This is a genomic window from Pseudomonas delhiensis, from assembly GCF_900187975.1.
Taxonomy (GTDB): Bacteria; Pseudomonadota; Gammaproteobacteria; order Pseudomonadales; family Pseudomonadaceae; genus Pseudomonas; species Pseudomonas delhiensis.
This window is the reverse complement of record NZ_FZPC01000037.1, coordinates 38,560-57,830: the sequence shown is the minus strand read 5'-3', so window position 1 is coordinate 57,830 and position 19,271 is coordinate 38,560. Positions and strand designations below refer to the sequence as shown.

Genomic DNA, 19,271 nt, shown 5'->3' with positions numbered 1-19,271 from the left:
ACCGAGGCCTTCACGTCGCGGATGATCGGCTGCAGCTTGTCGAGGAAGCGGTTGAACCAGCCGGCCAGCTCGCCCAGTTCGTCCTGGCCCTGGTACTTCAGGCGCTGGGTCAGGTCGCCCTCGCCGCTGGCGATGTCGCGCAGCATGCCGGCCACGCCGAGGATCGGGCGGGTCACGCCGCGGGCGGTCAGCCACAGCAACAGCAGCACCACCAGCGCCAGGCCGACGCCGAAGGCGGTTTCCCAGAGCGCGCCGCTGAGGTTGCGCGCGTCCAGCTCGCCCTGCAACTTCAGCGACGGCGCCAGCAGCACCTGGCGCGGCACTTCCAGCAGCACGCCCCAGTGCTTCGAATCCGGAATGGCCTGCAGCGGCTCGACCACCTGCAGCCGGTCCTCTCCCATCAGCGCCCGGGGCGCGCCGGCGGCCTGCACGCCGAGGATCTCGGCGGCGTTGGCCACGGACTTGGCCAGCGGCTGGCCGAGCTGGTTGGCGTCCTGGCTGTCGCCGGCCAGCAGCCCGGCCGGGCTGAGGATGCGGATGCTGCCCTGGCCGGCGTAGAGGTCACGGTCGCCATCCAGCGCCAGTTGCTGCAGGCGGCTGAGGCTGATGTCGGCACCCACCACCGCCAGCAGCTTGCCGTTCTCCAGCAGCGGGAACACCACGGTGGTCATCAGCACGCGCTGGCCCGAGGCGTCGTCGAAATACGGGTTGAGCACGCAGGGCCGCAGGTTCTGCTTCGGGCACTGGTACCAGGTGTTGAAGGGCGAGCCGTCGAGCATCGCGGTGGTGTCGGCGATCATCGCCTCGGTCACCGCCAGGCTGCTGTCGCCGCTGGCCTTCTGCGCCCAGTAGGCGCCGAAGCGGCCCTTCTCGCTGCTGCCCAGGGCCTGCTGGCCGGCGAAACGGGCGTCCTGGCCGTCCAGGGCGTCGGGCTCGAACACCACGTAGAGGCTGAGCAGCGTCGGGTTGGACTTCAGCCCATCGTGCACCAGCTTCACCAGGTCCTCGCGCAGCACCTGCGCATCCACGCCGTGCCTGGCGCTCTGCGCGCGCAGCTGGGCGACCTGGCGGCTGAACTGGTCGCCGAAGTGGTAGACGTCGGTGAAGAAGCGCTGGATGGTCTCCGCCTGCTGCTCGGCCCGCGCCTGCATGCGCGCCTGGGCCGCGTCCTCGAGCATCTGCGCGTTGGCCGTCTTCACCAGCTGCAGGTTGTGGTTCATGCGGTACAGCGAGCTGCCGACCAGCAACGCCACGGTGCACAACAGGCAGAGGCCGGCCAGCAGGGTGATCTTCCACTGGATCGAAAGGCGCGTCAGGAACATGGGTGGGAGTCCTTGGAACGTGGGAGTGCCCCAGGCTATCGGCCTGGCGGGGAGTTTCTGGAGGCGTCGGGCCAGTCGTTTTCCTGCTGCATCAGCGCGCGGTACTGGCCGGGGGTGGAGCCGGTCCACTTGCGGAAGGCCTTGTAGAAGGCGCTGGTGTCGGCGAAGCCGAGCGCCTCGGCCAGTTCGGCGAAGTTGCCCTCGCCGGCGTCCAGCCGGGCGATGGCCAGGTCGCGGCGCAGCTGGTCCTTCAGCGCCTGGTACGACTGGCCCTCGGCGGCCAGCTTGCGGCGCAGGGTGGACGAGGCCATGTAGAAGTGGCTGCCCAGCGCTTCCAGGTCCGGCCAGCGCTCGCAGCGCTGGCTGCGCAGGTAGGCCTTGATGCGCGCGGCCAGGCTCTGCGGGTCGCGGTAGCGCACCAGGATGTTGGCCGGGGCGCCGGCGAGGAAGCGGCGCAGCTCGCGCTCGTCACGGCGCACCGGCAGGGCCAGCGCCTCGGCGTTGAACAGCAGGCGCGTCTGGCGGCGGGCGAAGCGCAGGTTGTCGCTGAACATCACCCGGTAGTCCTCGATGTAGTCCGGCTGCGGGCAGCGCAGGTCGAGGGCGAGGATGGGGATGCGCCGGCCCACCAGCCAGCAGGCCAGGCCGTGGACCATCAGGTACAGGGTGAAGTAGCAGAAGGCCCGCTGCGGCGGCGCCGCGCCCTCGTCGAGCTGGATCGCCGCCACCCCGTCCTGGCTGACCAGGCGCGGCTGCAGGCCGTCCAGCACCAGGCCGAGGAAGGCCAGCGCGCGTTCCAGCGCCGCCTCGAGGCTCGCCTCGTGGATGGCGGTGCGGGCCATGAAGTTGAAGCTGCCGGACTTCATGCGCCGGGGGTTCATGGCGAAGAACTCGTCGTCCAGTTGCCGCGCCAGGCGCAGCCAGAGCCGCGAGTAGGCCTGGATGGGCACCCGCGCGTAGGGCTTGCCGGGCAGCTCGGCGGCGATGCCCGCGGCGGCCAGCAGCGCGGACGCGTCGAGGCCCTGGCGAACGGGTTCGGCCAGGGCCTCGTTGACCAGGCGGATGGAGATGGTGCCCTTTTCTACCGGCATGCCGCCTCGCGCTCGTCAGCCATCGCCCCTGCGCAGTTCCTCGATGCTGATCTCGCGCATGCGGAACTTCTGGATCTTGCCGGTCACCGTCATCGGGAAGTCGTCGCAGAAGCGGAAGTAGCGCGGCACCTTGAAGTGGGCGATGCGCGCCTTGCAGAAGGCCCGCAGCTCCTCCTCGTCGACGCCGTGGCCGGGGTGGAACTTGACCCAGGCCACCAGTTCCTCGCCGTACTTCTCGTCGGGGATGCCGATCACCTGGGCGTCGGCCACCGCGTGGTGGGTGTAGAGGAATTCCTCGATCTCCCGCGGGTAGATGTTCTCGCCGCCGCGGATGATCATGTCCTTGCTGCGCCCGACGATGCGCACGTTGCCCGCCTCGTCCATCACCGCCAGGTCGCCGGTGAGCATCCAGCGCGCCGGGCTGATGGCCTCGGCCGTGGCCTGGGGGTTGTTCCAGTAGCCGAGCATCACGCTGTAGCCGCGGGTGCACAGTTCGCCGATGGTGCCGCGCGGGACGATGCGGCCGTCGCCGTCGATGATCTTGCTCTCCAGGTGCGGCTGGGTGCGGCCGACGGTGGTCACGCGGATTTCCAGCTCGTCGTCCGGGCCGGTTTGCAGCGACACCGGGCTGGTCTCGGTCATGCCGTAGGCGATCTGCACCTGCGCCATGTGCATTTCGCTGATGACCCGGCGCATCACCTCGATCGGGCAGGTGGCGCCGGCCATGATCCCGGTGCGCAGGCTGGACAGGTCGAATTCGGCGCGGCGCGGGTGGTCCAGCTCGGCGATGAACATGGTGGGCACGCCGTAGAGCGCGGTGGCGCGCTCCTCCGACACTGCGGCCAGGGTGGCCTCGGGCTCGAAGCTGGGTGCCGGGTAGATCATGGTGGAACCGTGGGTGAGGCAGCCGAGGTTGCCCATCACCATGCCGAAGCAGTGGTACAGCGGCACCGGGATCACCAGGCGGTCGTGCTCGGTGAGGCCGATGCTCTCGCCGACCATCAGGCCGTTGTTGAGGATGTTGTAGTGGCTGAGGGTGGCGCCCTTGGGGAAGCCGGTGGTGCCGGAGGTGTACTGGATGTTGATCGGTTCGTCGAACTGCAGCAGCGCCTGGCGCTGGGCCAGTTCCTCGGCGGAGACGGCGGCGCCGATGCCCTCCAGCTGGTCCCAGCGCAGGAAGCCGGTGGGGGCCTGGGCGGCCAGGCTGATCACCCCGCTCAACTCCGGCAGGCGCGCGCTGTTCAGCTCGCCCGGGCGGCAGTCGCGCAGTTCCGGCAGCAGCTCGGCGAGCATGCCGTGGTAGTCGGAGGTCTTGAAGGCGTCGGCGCACACCAGCCAGCGGCAGCCGGACTGCTTCAGCGCATATTCCAGCTCGTTGGCGCGGTAGGCCGGGTTGATGTTGACCAGCACGGCGCCGACCTTGGCGCTGGCGAACTGGGTGATGCACCACTGCGCGCAGTTCGGCGCCCAGATGCCCAGGCGGTCGCCCTGGCGCAGGCCCAGGGCGAGGAAGGCGCGGGCCGTGGCATCGACCGCCGCGGCCAGCTCGGCCCAGGTGTAGCGCAGGTTCTGGTGCCGCACCACCAGCGCCTCGCGGTCGGCGAAACGGCTGGCGGTGTCGTCGAAGGCAGCGCCTATGGTCATGGCCAGCAGCGGCTTGTCCTGGCGGCCACGGGTGTAGCTCGGGTGGTTCATGGCGTTCCCTTGTTGTGCTTGTTCTGGGACTGGGCTCGCGGCCGGGCCCACAGGCATGGGCATGACCGGCCGGTCGACGACTCGCGGAGCATCTTTACGTTAACGTAAAGGTAAACGCAAGTCCGCATTCCGCCCCGTTCTCTACAGCTTAGCCAGTCAAGCTTCATGCCACAGAAGTCGAACGCCTTGTGAATCAGACACTTGGAATATTCCGACAGCCGACACCCGGGCTGCGCATTCGCATTTCGCAACACTTGGCGAGACACTTTCTCATTCCCGCCGTTGCGCTTTCAAAGTGATACACGCACTTGTACGCGCAAGCCCTTGAAATTCTTTCCCCCGGGCCGCCGTCGGGCTGATGCGCGGTCACCGGTCATGGATTAGAATTCTGGGAAATTGCCTACACGGATGTAGACCCTCCCACTTGTGCGAATCACATCCATGAACACTCGTCGTTCGATCCTCGGCCTGCTCTTCGCCTGCACTGCCGCCCTCGCCCTGCCCTCCCTCGCCGCCAGCAAGGCGGAAGTCACCCCCGGCCAGCTGGTCCTGGCCTCCGGCAGCGCCCTGGTGGTGGACCTGAATTCCGACAAGGTGGTCTATTCCAGCAACCCCGAGGTGGTCCGCCCGATCGCCTCGGTGACCAAGCTGATGACCGCCATGGTGGTGCTCGACGCCAAGCTGCCGCTGGACGAGCAGATCGACGTGGACATTTCCGAGACCGCCGAGATGAAGGGCGTGTTCTCCCGCGTGCACCTGGGCAGCCGCATCGACCGCCGGCAGATGCTGCTGCTGGCGCTGATGTCCTCGGAGAACCGCGCCGCCGCCAGCCTGGCCCACCACTACCCGGGCGGCAGCGTGGCCTTCGTCAAGGCGATGAACGCCAAGGCGAAGTCCCTGGGCATGCTGCACACCCACTACGTGGAGCCCACCGGCCTGTCGATCGAGAACACCTCCACCGCCCACGACCTGATCCGCCTGGTCAAGGCCGCCTACCAGTACCCGCTGATCCGCGAGCTGAGCACCACCGCGACCAAGGACGCGCGCTTCACCCACCCCAGCTACGCGCTGAGCTTCTTCAACACCAACCCGCTGGTGCGCGCCGGCAAGTGGGACATCCGCCTGACCAAGACCGGCTTCACCAACCAGGCCGGGCACTGCCTGGTGATGGTCACGGTGATGAACGGCCGCCCGGTGGCCCTGGCCCTGCTCGACGCCTTCGGCAAGCGCACCCACGTGGCCGACGCCGCGCGCATCCGCCGCTGGGTGGAAACCGGCAAGGCCTCGCCGGTGCCGGCGGTGGCGCTGCGCTACAAGCAGGCGAAGCAGGCCCAGGGGATGCAGGCGGCGGAGTGATGGTGTTTCCCGGGGGCTTGGGTGTCCGGGGTTGAGAGCCCCTCTCCCTAACCCTCTCCCTGAAGGGAGAGGGGACTGTTCGGTGTGCTTGGATGCTCATGAGTCAGCCGGCAATCACTGAGGAGCGCAGGCACGGATTGGCTTGGTGTAGGAGCGAGCTTGCTCGCGAATGGGGTTTCCCGGCACTTCGGTGCCAAGGCTGAGAGCGCCCTCTCCCTAACCCTCTCCCTGAAGGGAGAGGGGACCATTCGGCGTGCGTTGGTATTTCGGCGTTAGCCGGCTAGCACAGAGATTGCTGGCTGAAACCTGGCCTCCTCTCGGCACGGACTAGCCCCCTCTCCCTTCAGGGCGGGGCGCGCAGCCGAGGGCTGGGGAGAGGGTTGCGGACTCCCCTGCCACACCAGAGCCCAACCCATACTCCGCCCTTCCCTACTGACCCACCCAGCACATCCCGGTACAGTGCGCGCTTCAAGCATCCACGCACCAGGCCGCCCATGCACGACAACCACTCCCTCACGGACTACCAGAGCGTCCGCCAACTGGCGATCCGCTCGCTGTTCGAGATCTTCGAGCAGTTCAGCGAGGGCACCGTGATCGTCGACCGCGACGCGCGCATCGTCTGGATCAACCAGCGCTACGCCCAGCGCTTCGGCCTGGACGGGGCCGAGCAGGCCATCGGCCGCCCGGTGGAGAGCGTGATCCCCGGCAGCCTGATGCGCGAAGTGGTGCGCAGCGGCCGGCCGATGCTGCTGGACATCCTCGACATGCCGCGCGACCCGCTGGTGGTGATGCGCATGCCGATCCGCGACGACGCCGGGCAGGTCATCGGCGCCATCGGCTTCGCCCTGTTCGACGAGCTGCGCTCGCTGTCGCCGCTGCTCACGCGCTACCAGCGCATGCGCCAGGAGCTGGCCTCCACCCGCTCGCTGCTGCAGGCGCGCCAGGCCAAGTACAGCCTGGCGCACTTCATCGGCAACGGCAGCGCCAGCCTGGAGGTCAAGCGCCGCGCCCGCCGGGCCGCGGCCAGCGAGGCGCCGGTGCTGCTGCTGGGCGAGACCGGCACCGGCAAGGAGCTGCTCGCCCACGCCATCCACAGCGCCTCGGCGCGGGCCGGCAAGGCCTTCGTCAGCATCAACGCCGCGGCCATCCCGGAAACCCTGCTGGAGGCGGAGTTCTTCGGCACTGCGCCGGGCGCCTTCACCGGCGCCGACCGCAAGGGGCGGCCGGGCAAATTGCAGATCGCTCAGGGCGGCACCCTGTTCCTCGACGAGATCGGCGACATGCCCCTGCCGCTGCAGAGCAAGCTGCTGCGCGTGCTGCAGGAGAAGGAATTCGAGCCGGTGGGCTCCAACGAGGTGCTGCGCAGCGACGTGCGGCTGATCGCGGCCACCTCCATCGACCTGGACAAGGCCGTGCGCGAGGGCCGCTTCCGCGCCGACCTGTACTACCGCATCAACGTGGTGCCGATCGTCATCCCGCCGCTGCGCGAGCGCCTGGAAGACCTGCCGGCGCTGTGCGAGGCGATCCTCGACGACCTGCGCGAGGACAGGCACGCGCTCTACGAGCTGGGCGCCGACGCCCTCGACCTGCTGCGCCGCCACGCCTGGCCCGGCAACGTGCGCGAGCTGCGCAACCTGCTGGAGCGCAGCGTGCTGCTCAACGACCGCACGCAGCTGGACGCCCAGGCCCTGCATGCGGCCCTGGGCCCGTTGCAGGCCCCACCTGCGCCGGCGGGCGGCAGCCGTGCCAGCCTGGCCGAGGGGCAGGACTTCCACGCGGCCCGGGCGGCCTTCGAGCGCGAGCTGATCGGCAACGTGCTGGCCGAACACGCCGGCAACGTCGAGGCGGCCGCGCGGCGCCTGGGGCTGGGCCGTTCGACGCTGTACAAGAAGATGGCCGCCCTGGGCCTTTCGTCCTGAAATAGAGACTTTTCTCCATTCAGAGACAATAGCGGTTTTCCTGCGTCTCCAGTCAGGATGAAGAGGGTTTCGTCCACGAATAGAGACAGAACCCATCGCACGGGCATGCAAACTTAAAATAAATTCCTTTTAAATCAGCAAGTTAATCACCTGGCACGGTTCTCGCAATCCGGCTTGCGCGGCTACCCGCCGCACGCCGACATAACAACAACCAAGGTGTCGCGCACGAACGCCATCCACGGGGCCCACGGCCCGCCCCGGTTCGCCGCCGCGCCACGCCAGGAGTACTTCCGACCATGAGCAGCACCCCGCTCAAGCATGCCGCCGCCCTCGCCACCCTGGGCACCTCCCTCGCCGCCACCCTGCCCGCCCAGGCCGACTTCCTGGCCGACGGCAAGGCCAGCCTGGAACTGCGCAACTTCTACTTCAACCGTGACTTCCGCCAGGACGCCGCGCCCCAGTCGAAACAGGAGGAATGGGCGCAGGGCTTCCTGCTGCGCTACGAATCCGGCTTCACCGAGGGCACCATCGGCGTGGGCGTCGACGCCATCGGCCTGCTCGGCGTCAAGCTCGACTCCAGTCCCGGGCGCGCCGGCTCCGGCCTGCTGCCGCGCGACCGCGAGAAGCTCCACGGCGCCCAGGACGACTACAGCGAACTGGGCCTGGCCGCCAAGCTGCGCGCCTCCCACAGCGTGCTCAAGGTCGGCACCCTGCTGCCCAAGCTGCCGACGGTGCTGGCCAACGACTCGCGCCTGCTGCCGCAGACCTTCCAGGGCGCGCACCTGAATTCCACCGAGTTCGCCGGCCTGACCTTCGACGGCGGCCGCCTGCGCCAGGTCAGCCAGCGCGACTCCTCCGACAGCGAGGACATGACCCTCACCACCGGCAACGCCCGCGGCATCACCGCCAGCGCCAGCAGCGACCGCTTCGACTTCGCCGGCCTGAGCTACAAATGGACGCCGCAGCTGACCACCGGCTACAACTACGCCAGGCTCGACGGCCTGTACGACCAGCACATCGTCAACCTGCTGCACGTGCTGCCCATCGCCGACGGCCAGGCGCTGAAGACCGACCTGCGCTTCGCCCGCTCGAAGGACGACGGCCACAGCAACGTCGACAACCGCGCCTTCGGCGCCATGCTCACCTACAACCTCGGCGGCCATGCCTTCGGCGCCGGCTACCAGGCGATGCACGGCGACACCGGCTTCGCCTACATCGGCGGCACCGACGCCTTCCTGGTCAACTTCGTGCAGATCGGCGACTTCGCCAACCGCGACGAGAAGTCCTGGCAGCTACGCTACGACTACGACTTCGCCGCCCTGGGCGTGCCCGGCCTGACCTTCATGACGCGCTACCTGTCCGGCGACGACATCGAGCTGGGCGCCGGCAGGCCCGAGGGCAAGGAATGGGAGCGCAACACCGACATCGGCTACGTGGTGCAGAGCGGCCCGCTGAAGAACTTCGGCGTCAAATGGCGCAACGCCACCGTGCGTTCCAGCCATTTCGGCAACGACCTGGACGAGAACCGGCTGATCCTCAGCTACGTGCTGCCGCTCTGGTAAGCGCCGGCCTTCCCCTCGTCACCACAAGAACCACGCGCGGCCGATGCGCCGCGCGGCTCCAGGAGAACTGCCCATGAGCGTGGTCATCGCCCTCGCCGCCCTAGCCCTGCTGATGCTGGCCGCCTACCGCGGCTACAGCGTCATCCTCTTCGCCCCCATCGCGGCGCTGCTCGCCGTGCTCTTCACCGACCCGTCCGCGGTGGCGCCGGCCTTCACCGGCGTGTTCATGGAGAAGATGGTCGGCTTCGTCAAACTCTACTTCCCGGTGTTCCTGCTCGGCGCCGTGTTCGGCAAGCTCATCGAGCTGTCGGGCTTCTCGCGCTCCATAGTCGCGGCCGCCATCCGCCTGCTCGGCACCCGCCAGGCGATGCTGGTCATCGTGCTGGTGTGCGCCCTGCTCACCTACGGCGGCGTGTCGCTGTTCGTGGTGGTGTTCGCGGTCTACCCCTTCGCCGCCGAGATGTTCCGCCAGAGCGACATCCCCAAGCGGCTGATCCCTGCGACCATCGCCCTGGGCGCCTTCAGCTTCACCATGGACGCCCTGCCCGGCACCCCGCAGATCCAGAACATCATCCCCACCGCCTTCTTCGGCACCAACGGCTGGGCGGCGCCCTGGCTGGGGCTGATCGGCAGCCTGTTCGTGTTCGCCGTGGGCATGCTGTTCCTGCGCCGCCAGGCCAACCGCGCCCACGCCGCCGGCGAAGGCTATGGCCGCGAGCTGCGCAACGAGCCGGAGACCGCCAGCGACATCGCCCTGCCCAACCCGCTGCTGGCGCTGTCGCCGCTGGTGCTGGTGGGCGTGGCCAACCTGCTGTTCACCCACTGGATCCCGCAGCTCTACGGCAAGACCCACAGCCTGCAGCTGGCCGGCATGGCCGCGCCGGTGGCCAGCGACGTGAGCAAGCTCACCGGCATCTGGGCGGTGCAGGCGGCGCTGCTGCTGGGCATCCTGCTGGTGCTGGCCAGCAGCTACCGGGTGATCCGCAGCCGCCTGGCCGAGGGCAGCAAGACCGCGGTCTCCGGCGCCCTGCTGGCGGCGATGAACACCGCCTCGGAATACGGCTTCGGCGCGGTCATCGCCTCGCTGCCGGGCTTCCTGGTGCTGGCCGACACGCTCAAGCGCATCCCCGACCCGCTGGTCAACGAGGCCATCACCGTCACCGCGCTGGCCGGCATCACCGGCTCGGCCTCCGGCGGCATGAGCATCGCCCTGGCGGCCATGTCCGAGCAGTTCATCGCCGCCGCCCACGCCGCCAACATCCCCCTGGAGGTCCTGCACCGCGTCGCCGCCATGGCCAGCGGCGGGATGGACACGCTGCCGCACAACGGCGCGGTCATCACCCTGCTGGCGGTCACCGGGCTGACCCACCGCGAGGCCTACAAGGACATCTTCGCCATCACCCTGATCAAGACCCTGGCGGTATTCGCGGTGATCGCTACCTTCTACGCAACCGGCATCGTCTGACGCCACGCATCACCCGGCGGCCCTTTCCGGGCCGCCACCGGCAGGAGAAACACCCATGAACCTCAAAGGCAAGATCGCGCTGGTCACCGGCGCCACCAGCGGCATCGGCCTGGGCATCGCCGAGCGCCTGGCCGCGGCCGGCGCCCAGGTGGTGATCAACGGCTTCGGCGACGTTGCCGGCGCGCTGGCCGAACTGGGCCGCCACGGCACCCGCGTCGGCCACCACCCCGCGGACATGGCCGACCCGGCGCAGATCGCCGAGATGATCGCCTACGTCGAACGCGAGTTCGGCGCCCTGGACATCCTGGTGAACAACGCCGGCATCCAGCACGTGGAGGCCGTGGAAGACTTCCCGGTGGAGCGCTGGAACGCCATCATCGCCATCAACCTGTCGGCGGTGTTCCACACCACCCGCCTGGCGCTGCCGGGCATGCGCCGGCGCGGCTGGGGGCGCATCCTCAACATCGCCTCCACCCACGGCCTGGTGGCCTCCGCCGGCAAGAGCGCCTACGTCGCCGCCAAGCACGGGGTGGTCGGCCTGACCAAGAGCGTCGCCCTGGAAACCGCCACCACGCCCATCACCTGCAACGCCATCTGCCCCGGCTGGGTGCTGACGCCGCTGGTGCAGCAGCAGATCGACGCCCGCGTGGCCGCCGGCGCCAGCCCCGAGCAGGCGCGCCACGACCTGCTGGCGGAAAAGCAGCCGTCGCTGGAGTTCGTCACCCCCGCCCAGTTGGGCGAGCTGGCCCTGTTCCTCTGCAGCGAGGCCGCCGCCCAGGTGCGGGGCGCCGCCTGGAACATGGACGGCGGCTGGGTCGCGCAGTAGGCACCGCCACCTCTGGCGGGGGCCCGTCCCCCGCCCATTCATCGATGGGCTGAAGCCGCCGCCATCCCGTGCCACACTGGCAGGACAAGAAGTGGATGGACGGACGCCCCGATGAAACCCTTGTGGACCCCCTCCGCCGAACGCATCGCCGCCACCCGGCTGGATGCCTTCCGCCGCCAGGTCAACCAGCGCCACGGCCTGGAACTGGCCGACTACCCTGCCCTGCACGCCTGGAGCATCGAACACCGCGAGAGCTTCTGGCAGGCCATCGTCGAGAGCTTCGACGTGCGCTTCCACAGCCCGCCGCGCACGGTGCTCGACGAAGGCCCGCAAATGCCCGACGCGCGCTGGTTCCCCGGCGCCAGCCTGAACTTCGCCGAACACCTGCTGCGCCGCCGCGATGACGCCACCGCAGTGGTCGCCATCGGCGAGGACGGCAGCCGCGAAAGCCTCAGCTACGCAGAGCTGGCCGCCCAGGTCGCCGGCCTGCAGCGCGCCCTGCGCGACGCCGGGGTGGGCATGGGCGACCGCGTGGCGGCCTTCATGCCCAACACCTGGCAGACCCTCGTCGGCATGCTCGCCGCCACCAGCCTGGGCGCCACCTGGTCCAGTTGCTCGCCGGACTTCGGCACCCAGGGGGTGATCGACCGCTTCGGCCAGATCGAGCCCAAGGTGCTGATCGCCTGCGCCGGCTACCGCTATGCCGGCAAGGTGCTGGACCTGACCGGCAAGCTCAACGAGATACTGGCGCAGTTGCCATCGCTGCAAGAACTGGTGGTGGTGCCCTACGCGCGACCGGAAGCCAGCCCTGCTGATTACAAGTCGGTTGCTCGAACCACCCTGTGGAACGACTTCTACCAGGGCGGCGGCGAACCCGGGTTCACCCCGGTGCCCTTCGCCCACCCGCTGTACATCCTCTACTCCAGCGGCACCACCGGCGTGCCCAAGTGCATCGTCCACGGCACTGGCGGCGTGCTGCTGCAGCACCTGAAGGAACACGGCCTGCACACCGACCTGCACCCGGGCGACGTGCTCTTCTACTACACCACCTGCGGCTGGATGATGTGGAACTGGCTGGTATCCGGCCTGGCGGTGGGCGCCCGCCTGGTGCTCTACGACGGCTCGCCCTTCCACCCCGGCCCCGAGCGGCTGGTCGACCTGATCGACGCCGAGGGCATCAACGTCTTCGGCACCAGCGCCAAGTACATCGCGGCGCTGGAGAAGGCCGGCGCGTCCCCGGCGCGGACGCACCGCCTGGACAGCCTGCGCACTATGCTCTCCACCGGCTCGCCGCTGGCCCACGAGAGCTTCGACTACGTCTACCGCGACATCAAGGCCGACCTGTGCCTGTCGTCCATCTCCGGCGGCACCGACATCGTCTCCTGCTTCGCCCTGGGCAACCCCACGGCCCCGGTCTGGCGCGGCGAGCTGCAGTGCAAGGGGCTGGGCATGGCGGTGGAGGTCTGGGACGACGACGGCAAGCGCCTGCGCAGCGGCAAGGGCGAACTGGTCTGCACCCGGCACTTCCCGTCGATCCCGGTGGGCTTCTGGAACGACCCGCGGGGCGAGAAGTTCCACGACGCCTACTTCGCCACCTTCCCCGGCATCTGGGCCCACGGCGACTACGCCGAGGAAACCGCCCACGGCGGCCTGGTGATCCACGGCCGCTCCGACGCCGTGCTCAACCCCGGCGGCGTGCGCATCGGCACGGCGGAAATCTACCGCCAGGTGGAAAAGATCGACGAAGTGCTGGAGTCCATCGCCATCGGCCAGGACTGGCAAGGCGACGTGCGCGTGGTGCTGTTCGTGCGCCTGCGCGAAGGCGTGCAACTGGACGAAGCGCTGCAGGAAAAGATCCGCCGGACCATCCGCGCCAACACCACGCCCCGCCACGTGCCGGCGAAGATCATCGCGGTGGCGGACATCCCCCACACCCTCAGCGGCAAGATAGTGGAGCTGGCGGTGCGCAACGTGGTGCACGGCCGGCCGGTGAAGAACACCGACGCCCTGGCCAACCCGCAGGCGCTGGAGCTGTACCGGGACCTGGCGGAATTGAAAACCTGAGGCGGGCAATCGACGGTGTTGGCCGGGGCTGGTGAGTTTCGGGGGATTCCGCTCCCTCACCCCAGTCCTCTCCCAGAGGGAGAGGGGGTTGTTCTGCGCGCACGGGAAGTTCGGCGTCAACCTGTAGGAGCGGATTTATCCGCGATTGCACCTGACCTCCAGCCCTCGCCTCTGTGAGAGGGGGCCGTTCGGAGCGAACGGGAAGCTTGGCGTCGACCTGTAGGAGCGGGCCCTGCCCGCGATTCGCGCGCAGGGCGCGCTCCTACATGGACATACCGCGGCTGCTCCCCGTAGGAGCGGATTTATCCGCGATTGCGCCAGCAAGGCGCATCAAGCACGCAGGAAAGCCAGCACCTTGTCGCTGAAGGCTTCGCCGGCCTGGACGTTGGACAGGTGCGCGGCGTGGAATTCCACCAGTTCGGCGCCCTGGATATGTTCCTGCAGGAAGCGGCCATGCTCGGTGGTGGTCACCGGGTCGCCGCTGCCGCAGACGATCAGCGTCGGTGCGCGGATGGCACCCAGTTGCTCGCGGAAGTCGGCGTCGCGCACGGCGGCGCAGTTGGCTGCGTAGCCCTCGGGCGAGGTTTGCGCCAGCATGGCCACTATGGGCTCGACCTTGGCCGGCTGGGCCTCGGCGAAGTCGGCGGTGAACCAGCGCGAGATGGAGGCGTCGCGCAGGTCGCGCATGGCCTGGGCGCCGCCGGAGAGCACGGTGTCGATGCGCGGGTTCCAGACTTCCGGGGTGCCGATCTTGGCGGCGGTGTTGCACAGCACCAGGCGCTCGATGCGTCCGGGGGCGTTGATCGCCAGCCACTGGCCGATCAGGCCGCCCATGGACAGGCCGCAGAAGCTGGCCTTGGCGATGCCCAGGGCATCCAGCAGGGCCAGCAGGTCGCGGCCGTTCTGCTCGATGCTGTAGGGGCCGGGGGTGACCAGCGAGGCGCCGTGGCCGCGGGTGTCGTAGCGCAGCAGCTGGAAGTGTCGGGTGAAGGCCGGCACTTGTGCGTCCCACATGTGCAGGTCGGTGCCCAGGGAGTTGGACAGCACCAGCACCGGCGCGCCGGCCGGGCCTTCGAGGAGGTAGTTCAGGTCGCCGTCGGCGAGTTTGACGGTAGGCATCGGAAACTCCCGTTCATTCATGAGCGGCGCCCGCTGGAATGCGGGCGCCGGGATTATTGCAGCTTCAGTCGCTGGTTTCCCGCGAACGCGGGAAACCAATAGACAGCCTCAGACGCGCTCGACCGCCAGGGCCACGCCCTGCCCCACGCCCACGCACATGGTGCACAGGCCGCGCTGGCCGCCGCTTTTCTCCAGCTGGTGCACGGCGGTCAGGACCAGGCGTGCGCCGCTGGCGCCCAGCGGGTGGCCGAGGGCGATGGCGCCGCCGTTGGGGTTGACCCGCGCGTCGTCGTCGGCGATGCCCAGCTCGCGGGTGACCGCCAGGCCCTGGGCGGCGAAGGCCTCGTTCAGTTCGATGACGTCGAAGTCGCTCACCGCCAGGTTCAGGCGCTCCAGCAGCTTGCGCACCGCCGGCACCGGGCCGATGCCCATCACCCGCGGGGCGACGCCGGCGCTGGCCATGCCCAGCACCTTGGCGCGGGGTTTCAGGCCGTGCTTCTTCACTGCCTCGGCGGAAGCCAGGATCAACGCCACCGAGCCGTCGTTGACGCCCGAGGCATTGCCGGCGGTGACGGTCTTGTCCGGGCCGTTGACCGGCTTGAGCTTGGCCAGGGCTTCCAGGGTGGTGTCCGGGCGCGGGTGCTCGTCGGTGTCGACGACGGTTTCGCCCTTGCGGCCCTTGATCACCACCGGGACGATTTCCTCGGCGAAGTAGCCGGCGGCCTGGGCGCGCCCGGCCAGTTGCTGGCTGCGCAGGGCGAAGGCGTCCTGGTCCTCGCGCGAAACCTGGTAGTCGTCGGCGACGTTGTCGGCGGTCTGCGGCATGGCGTCGACGCCGTACTGGGCTTTCATCAGCGGGTTGACGAAGCGCCAGCCGATGGTGGTGTCCTCGATCTTCTGGCCGCGGCCGAAGGCGCTGTCGGCCTTGCCCATCACGTAGGGCGCGCGGGACATGGACTCGACGCCGCCGGCGATGACCAGCTCGGCCTCGCCGCTGGCGATGGCGCGGAAGGCGCTGCCCACCGCGTCCATGCCCGAGGCACAGAGGCGGTTGAGGGTCACGCCGGGGACGCTTTCCGGCAAGCCGGCCAGCAGCAGCGCCATGCGCGCGACGTTGCGGTTGTCCTCGCCGGCCTGGTTGGCGCAGCCGAGGTACACCTCGTCCAGCTGCGCCCAGTCGACTTGCGGGTTGCGCTCGACCAGGGCCTTGACCGGCACGGCGGCCAGGTCGTCGGCGCGCACCGCCGAGAGCGCGCCGCCGAAGCGGCCGATCGGCGTGCGCACGGCGTCGCAGATGAAGACCTCGCGGCTCATTCCTCACCCCCTTGCTGGCCGTGGGCGGCCGCGGTGCGGGCTTCGAGGGCGCGCAGGGCTTCCAGCTCCACCTCGGTGGGGGCCACGGTCTCGGCGACCTGCTCGGCGAAGCGGATGGCCCAGCCGGTGTTCTCCACCACCTGCTCGCGGGTCACGCCCGGGTGCAGGGCGGTGACGATGAATTCGTGGGTGCCGGCTTCCGGCTCCATGATGCACAGGTCGGTGATGATCGCCACCGGGCCCTTGCCGGGCAGGCCGAGCTGCTTGCGGTGGTCGCCGCCCTCGCCATGGCCGACCGAGGTGATGAAGGCCAACTTGTCGACGAAGGTGCGGTGCGACTGCTTGAGGATGATCAGCACTTCCTTGGCGGAACCGGCGATTTCCGGGGCGCCACCGGCGCCGGGCAGGCGCACTTTCGGCGAGTTGTAGTCGCCGATGACGGTGGTGTTGATGTTGCCGAAGCGGTCGACCTGGGCGGCGCCGAGGAAGCCGACGTCGATGCGCCCGCCCTGCAGCCAGTAGCGGAAGATCTCGCCGGTGGGCACCACGGTGTCGGCGGTCTCGGCCAGTTCGCCGTCGCCGATGGACAGCGGCAGCACGCTGGGCTTGGCGCCGATGGGGCCGGATTCGTAGATCAGCACCACGTCCGGCGAGGAGGTCAGGCGCGCGAGGTTGGCGGCCTTGGACGGCAGGCCGATGCCGACGAAGCAGACCGCGCCGTTCTTCAGGCGGCGGGCGGCGGCCACGGTCATCATTTCATTGGTGCTGTAGGCGCTCATCATTTGCCCTCCGCGATCTTGGCTTGGAACTCGCTGAAATCCTGGGTGCCGCGGATGTAGGTGTCGATCCAGGCGGTGAAGCTCTCGCGGTCGCGGGCGATCGGGTCCCAGGCCTGGTAGAAGCGGTTGTCGCGCTCGTAGTAGCCATGGGCGTAGGACGGGTGCGCGCCGCCGGGCACGTGACAGACGGCGGACAGCGCCCAGGTCGGCAGCACGCAGGCGTTCATCGGCGCGTTCAGGTCGTCAACGATCTCTTCCACGGTGACGATGCAGCGCCTGGCGGCCAGGGCGGCCTCCTTCTGCACGCCGAGGATGCCCCACAGCAGCACGTTGCCCTTGCGGTCGGCCTTCTGCGCGTGGATCACGGTGACGTCCGGGCGCACCGAGGGCACGGCGGCCAGTTGCTCGCCGGTGAAGGGGCACTCGATGAACTTGATGTTCGGGTTGACCTTCGGCAGGTCGGAGCCGGCGTAGGCGCGCAGCACCGCGAACGGCAGGCCCGAGGCGCCGGCCACGTAGGCGTTGGCCAGGTCGGCGTGGCTGTGCTCGTCGATCTCCAGCGCCCGCGGCCAGCCCTTCTCCACCGCGTCGCGCAGGCGGTGCAGCGAGCCCACGCCGGGGTTGCCGCCCCAGGAGAAGGTCAGCTTGCGCGCGCAGCCGGCGCCGATCAGCAGGTCGTAGACCAGGTCGGGGGTCATGCGCACCAGGTGCAGGTCTTTCTTGCCCTGGCGGATGAGTTCGTGGGAAGCGGCGGTGGGGATCAGGTGGGTGAAGCCTTCGAGGGCGACGGTATCGCCGTCGTTCACGAAACGCTCGACCGCTTCGCGCAGGGTCAGGAGTTCAGCCATTGTCGGTCTCGTCTTGGGTCCAGGGCATCCGGGGATGCCGATGGGCAAGACAGTAGCGCCGGCCACCGGGACCAAACAATGCGATTATCGACTATCGGTGCGGTTATCGAACACTTCTACCGCCATGGATGCCTGGGCGCAGGGCGTACGACCGTTCGCGGTTGTACGCCGATTCACCGCGATCACCGGTGGCGCCAAGGCCGAATTCGGCGCCGCCTGAAACCAAGGCCAAACGGCGTATGACGCGGAGCGTCATACGCCCTACGCCCCGGGAGCATCCGCAGTCAGCGATCCTGCTCGCAGTTGACCATCCAGGGCACCCCGAAGCGGTCGGTGAACATGGCGAAGGCGGCGGCCCAGAAGGTCTGCTGCAGCTCCATGGTGACCTGGCCGCCCTCGCTCAGGGCGTCGTAGATGCGCCTGGCCTCGGCCTTGCTGTCCACCTGCAGGGAAACGGACACGCCCTTGGTGCCCTCGTAGGGCATCGGCGGGCAGTTGTCCGAGCCCATCAGCACCTGGTCGCCCACCTCCAGGCGCACGTGCATCACGCGGTCGGCGGCATCCGGCGGAATCTGCCCCATGTCCGGGGCGTCCTTGAAGCGCATCAGCATCGGCAGCTTGCCGCCGAGCACCTGGGCGTAGCGGTTGAAGGCTTCCTCGCAGTTGCCATCGAAGATCAGGTAGGCCTGGATTTTCATCTGGAGTCTCCTGCCGGCTCAGTCTTTGCCGGCGATGCGGGCGCGCAGGCGTTCTTCCTGTTCGCGCAGTTCCGGGGTGAATTCGTCGCCGAAATCCTCGGCCTCGAAGACCTGGCGGATCTCGATCTCCGACGGGCCGTCGAAGGGACTGGGGCAGCGCTTGATCCAGTCGACGCATTCCTGCAGCGAGTCGCACTGCAGCAGCCAGAAGCCGGCGATCAGCTCGCGGGTCTCGGCGAAGGGGCCGTCGATGACCGTGCGCGAGGCACCGTCGAAGCGCACCCGGGCGCCCTTGGCGCTGGGCTGCAGGCCCTCGCCGGCGAGCATCACCCCGGCGGCCACCAGTTCCTCGTTGAACTTGCCCATGGCCGCCAGCAGTTCCTCGGAGGGCATGACGCCGGCCTCGGAGTCGGCGGTGGCCTTGACTATCGCCATGAAGCGCATGGTGGTTCTCCTCTTCTCATGAAGTCGAGCGGGCCCACTGCCCCCGCTCTGCCGGTTAGTCGATGCGCGGGTGGCGCAATCGACAGCGGCGCCGACCGTTCGTCGGCACCGTCGGGGCGGCAATGGCAGGAAGAACGATAGACAGGGAGCGCGAGGGTACAAGCCGGCGCGACGAATGCACCCGGTGGCCGGCGCCACGGGATCGCCGCTCGCCAGGCTGGACGCCCGCCGCCCCAGGCCCTAGATTGGCCCGTTCCCGAGAAATCCCCGAGCAAGGAGCCCCTGCATGAGCCTGGAATCGGTCCGCGCCTTCTTCGCCGAGAAGGCCCCCGACATCGCCATCATCGAGCTGGACACCAGCACCGCCACCGTTGCCCTGGCCGCCGAGGCCTACGGCGTGGAACCGGGGCGCATCGCCAAGACGCTATCCCTGCGGGTGGGCGAGCGCACCGTGCTGGTGGTCGCCCGCGGCGACGCCCGCCTGGACAACCGCAAGCTCAAGGAAGCCCTGGGCGGCAAGGCGAAGATGCTCGGCGCCGAGGAAGTGGTGGAACTGACCGGCCACCCGGTGGGCGGCGTCTGCCCCTTCGGCCTGGCCAGCCCGCTGCCGGTGTACTGCGACGTGTCGCTGCGCGCCTTCGACGAGGTGCTGCCGGCGGCCGGCGCCCTGCACAGCGCCGTGCGCATCGCCCCGGAACGCCTGGCCAGCCTGGTCGAGGCCGACTGGGTGGACGTCTGCCAGGAACCGGCCTGAGGGCATGCGGGATTA

General features: G+C 69.0%; 16 protein-coding genes. 7 read left to right on the top strand and 9 right to left on the bottom strand.

The annotated features are described in order from the left end of the window. From CHC02_RS26145 to CHC02_RS26135, 3 genes are all read right to left on the bottom strand, one after another. A partial coding sequence (locus CHC02_RS26145) for a methyl-accepting chemotaxis protein (RefSeq protein WP_141137702.1) occupies positions 1-1,322 on the bottom strand: 1,322 nt, incomplete at its 3' end. Between the two features lie 35 nt (positions 1,323-1,357). Further along, positions 1,358-2,413: an AraC family transcriptional regulator gene (locus tag CHC02_RS26140; protein WP_089394307.1), complete on the bottom strand. Its 1,056-nt coding sequence runs from the start codon at positions 2,411-2,413 to the stop codon at positions 1,358-1,360. Between the two features lie 15 nt (positions 2,414-2,428). Then, positions 2,429-4,108, bottom strand: coding sequence for an AMP-binding protein (locus CHC02_RS26135; RefSeq protein ID WP_089394306.1), 1,680 nt, complete (start codon positions 4,106-4,108; stop codon positions 2,429-2,431). Between the two features lie 441 nt (positions 4,109-4,549). On the opposite strand from CHC02_RS26135, the gene pbpG reads away from it, so the two are divergent. From pbpG to CHC02_RS26105, 6 genes are all read left to right on the top strand, one after another. Beyond that, a complete protein-coding gene (gene pbpG, locus CHC02_RS26130; RefSeq protein ID WP_089394305.1) occupies positions 4,550-5,464 on the top strand; it encodes a D-alanyl-D-alanine endopeptidase in 915 nt (304 codons plus the stop codon). A 494-nt stretch (positions 5,465-5,958) separates the two neighbouring features. Beyond that, on the top strand, positions 5,959-7,383 hold the full coding sequence (locus CHC02_RS26125) for a sigma-54 interaction domain-containing protein (protein WP_089394304.1): 1,425 nt from the start codon (positions 5,959-5,961) through the stop codon (positions 7,381-7,383). A gap of 296 nt (positions 7,384-7,679) precedes the next feature. After that, positions 7,680-8,945, top strand: coding sequence for an OprD family porin (locus tag CHC02_RS26120; protein ID WP_089394303.1), 1,266 nt, complete (start codon positions 7,680-7,682; stop codon positions 8,943-8,945). A gap of 73 nt (positions 8,946-9,018) precedes the next feature. Continuing rightward, positions 9,019-10,410, top strand: coding sequence for a GntP family permease (locus CHC02_RS26115; RefSeq protein WP_089394302.1), 1,392 nt, complete (start codon positions 9,019-9,021; stop codon positions 10,408-10,410). A gap of 55 nt (positions 10,411-10,465) precedes the next feature. After that, entirely contained in the window at positions 10,466-11,236 is a 771-nt protein-coding gene (locus CHC02_RS26110) for a 3-hydroxybutyrate dehydrogenase (protein ID WP_089394301.1), read from the top strand. Between the two features lie 111 nt (positions 11,237-11,347). After that, the gene (locus CHC02_RS26105) at positions 11,348-13,300 is read left to right on the top strand and encodes an acetoacetate--CoA ligase (protein WP_089394300.1); all 1,953 of its coding nucleotides are present in this window, start codon (positions 11,348-11,350) and stop codon (positions 13,298-13,300) included. Between the two features lie 330 nt (positions 13,301-13,630). On the opposite strand, the gene pcaD is transcribed toward CHC02_RS26105, so the two are convergent. The 6 genes from pcaD to CHC02_RS26075 all read right to left on the bottom strand — a co-directional run bounded on the left by pcaD (position 13,631) and on the right by CHC02_RS26075 (position 18,502). Beyond that, a complete protein-coding gene (gene pcaD, locus CHC02_RS26100) occupies positions 13,631-14,419 on the bottom strand; it encodes a 3-oxoadipate enol-lactonase (RefSeq protein ID WP_089394299.1) in 789 nt (262 codons plus the stop codon). Between the two features lie 108 nt (positions 14,420-14,527). After that, the gene (pcaF, locus tag CHC02_RS26095) at positions 14,528-15,733 is read right to left on the bottom strand and encodes a 3-oxoadipyl-CoA thiolase (RefSeq protein ID WP_089394298.1); all 1,206 of its coding nucleotides are present in this window, start codon (positions 15,731-15,733) and stop codon (positions 14,528-14,530) included. After that, entirely contained in the window at positions 15,730-16,512 is a 783-nt protein-coding gene (locus tag CHC02_RS26090; RefSeq protein ID WP_089394297.1) for a CoA-transferase subunit beta, read from the bottom strand. Before CHC02_RS26090 ends, pcaF begins: the two co-directional genes overlap by 4 nt. Then, complete coding sequence (locus tag CHC02_RS26085) at positions 16,512-17,360, bottom strand: CoA transferase subunit A (RefSeq protein ID WP_089394296.1); 849 nt, start codon at positions 17,358-17,360, stop codon at positions 16,512-16,514. Before CHC02_RS26085 ends, CHC02_RS26090 begins: the two co-directional genes overlap by 1 nt. Before the next feature lie 284 nt (positions 17,361-17,644). Further along, positions 17,645-18,058: a VOC family protein gene (locus CHC02_RS26080; protein ID WP_089394295.1), complete on the bottom strand. Its 414-nt coding sequence runs from the start codon at positions 18,056-18,058 to the stop codon at positions 17,645-17,647. A gap of 18 nt (positions 18,059-18,076) precedes the next feature. Further along, positions 18,077-18,502: a YciI family protein gene (locus CHC02_RS26075; protein ID WP_089394294.1), complete on the bottom strand. Its 426-nt coding sequence runs from the start codon at positions 18,500-18,502 to the stop codon at positions 18,077-18,079. Positions 18,503-18,788: 286 nt separating this feature from the next. Here CHC02_RS26075 and CHC02_RS26070 point away from each other — a divergent pair, with 286 nt between their 5' ends. Next, on the top strand, positions 18,789-19,256 hold the full coding sequence (locus tag CHC02_RS26070; RefSeq protein WP_089394293.1) for a YbaK/EbsC family protein: 468 nt from the start codon (positions 18,789-18,791) through the stop codon (positions 19,254-19,256). The last annotated feature ends 15 nt before the right edge of the window (positions 19,257-19,271 follow it).

Excerpts from the sequence above, each read along its gene's own strand:
- CHC02_RS26140 (WP_089394307.1), bottom strand. The coding sequence starts at position 2,413 with ATGCCGGTAGAAAAGGGCACCATCTCCATCCGCCTGGTCAACGAGGCC.
- CHC02_RS26135 (WP_089394306.1), bottom strand. The coding sequence starts at position 4,108 with ATGAACCACCCGAGCTACACCCGTGGCCGCCAGGACAAGCCGCTGCTG.
- pbpG (WP_089394305.1), top strand. The coding sequence starts at position 4,550 with ATGAACACTCGTCGTTCGATCCTCGGCCTGCTCTTCGCCTGCACTGCC.
- CHC02_RS26125 (WP_089394304.1), top strand. The coding sequence starts at position 5,959 with ATGCACGACAACCACTCCCTCACGGACTACCAGAGCGTCCGCCAACTG.
- CHC02_RS26120 (WP_089394303.1), top strand. The coding sequence starts at position 7,680 with ATGAGCAGCACCCCGCTCAAGCATGCCGCCGCCCTCGCCACCCTGGGC.
- CHC02_RS26115 (WP_089394302.1), top strand. The coding sequence starts at position 9,019 with ATGAGCGTGGTCATCGCCCTCGCCGCCCTAGCCCTGCTGATGCTGGCC.
- CHC02_RS26110 (WP_089394301.1), top strand. The coding sequence starts at position 10,466 with ATGAACCTCAAAGGCAAGATCGCGCTGGTCACCGGCGCCACCAGCGGC.
- CHC02_RS26105 (WP_089394300.1), top strand. The coding sequence starts at position 11,348 with ATGAAACCCTTGTGGACCCCCTCCGCCGAACGCATCGCCGCCACCCGG.
- pcaD (WP_089394299.1), bottom strand. The coding sequence starts at position 14,419 with ATGCCTACCGTCAAACTCGCCGACGGCGACCTGAACTACCTCCTCGAA.
- pcaF (WP_089394298.1), bottom strand. The coding sequence starts at position 15,733 with ATGAGCCGCGAGGTCTTCATCTGCGACGCCGTGCGCACGCCGATCGGC.
- CHC02_RS26090 (WP_089394297.1), bottom strand. The coding sequence starts at position 16,512 with ATGAGCGCCTACAGCACCAATGAAATGATGACCGTGGCCGCCGCCCGC.
- CHC02_RS26085 (WP_089394296.1), bottom strand. The coding sequence starts at position 17,360 with ATGGCTGAACTCCTGACCCTGCGCGAAGCGGTCGAGCGTTTCGTGAAC.
- CHC02_RS26080 (WP_089394295.1), bottom strand. The coding sequence starts at position 18,058 with ATGAAAATCCAGGCCTACCTGATCTTCGATGGCAACTGCGAGGAAGCC.
- CHC02_RS26075 (WP_089394294.1), bottom strand. The coding sequence starts at position 18,502 with ATGCGCTTCATGGCGATAGTCAAGGCCACCGCCGACTCCGAGGCCGGC.
- CHC02_RS26070 (WP_089394293.1), top strand. The coding sequence starts at position 18,789 with ATGAGCCTGGAATCGGTCCGCGCCTTCTTCGCCGAGAAGGCCCCCGAC.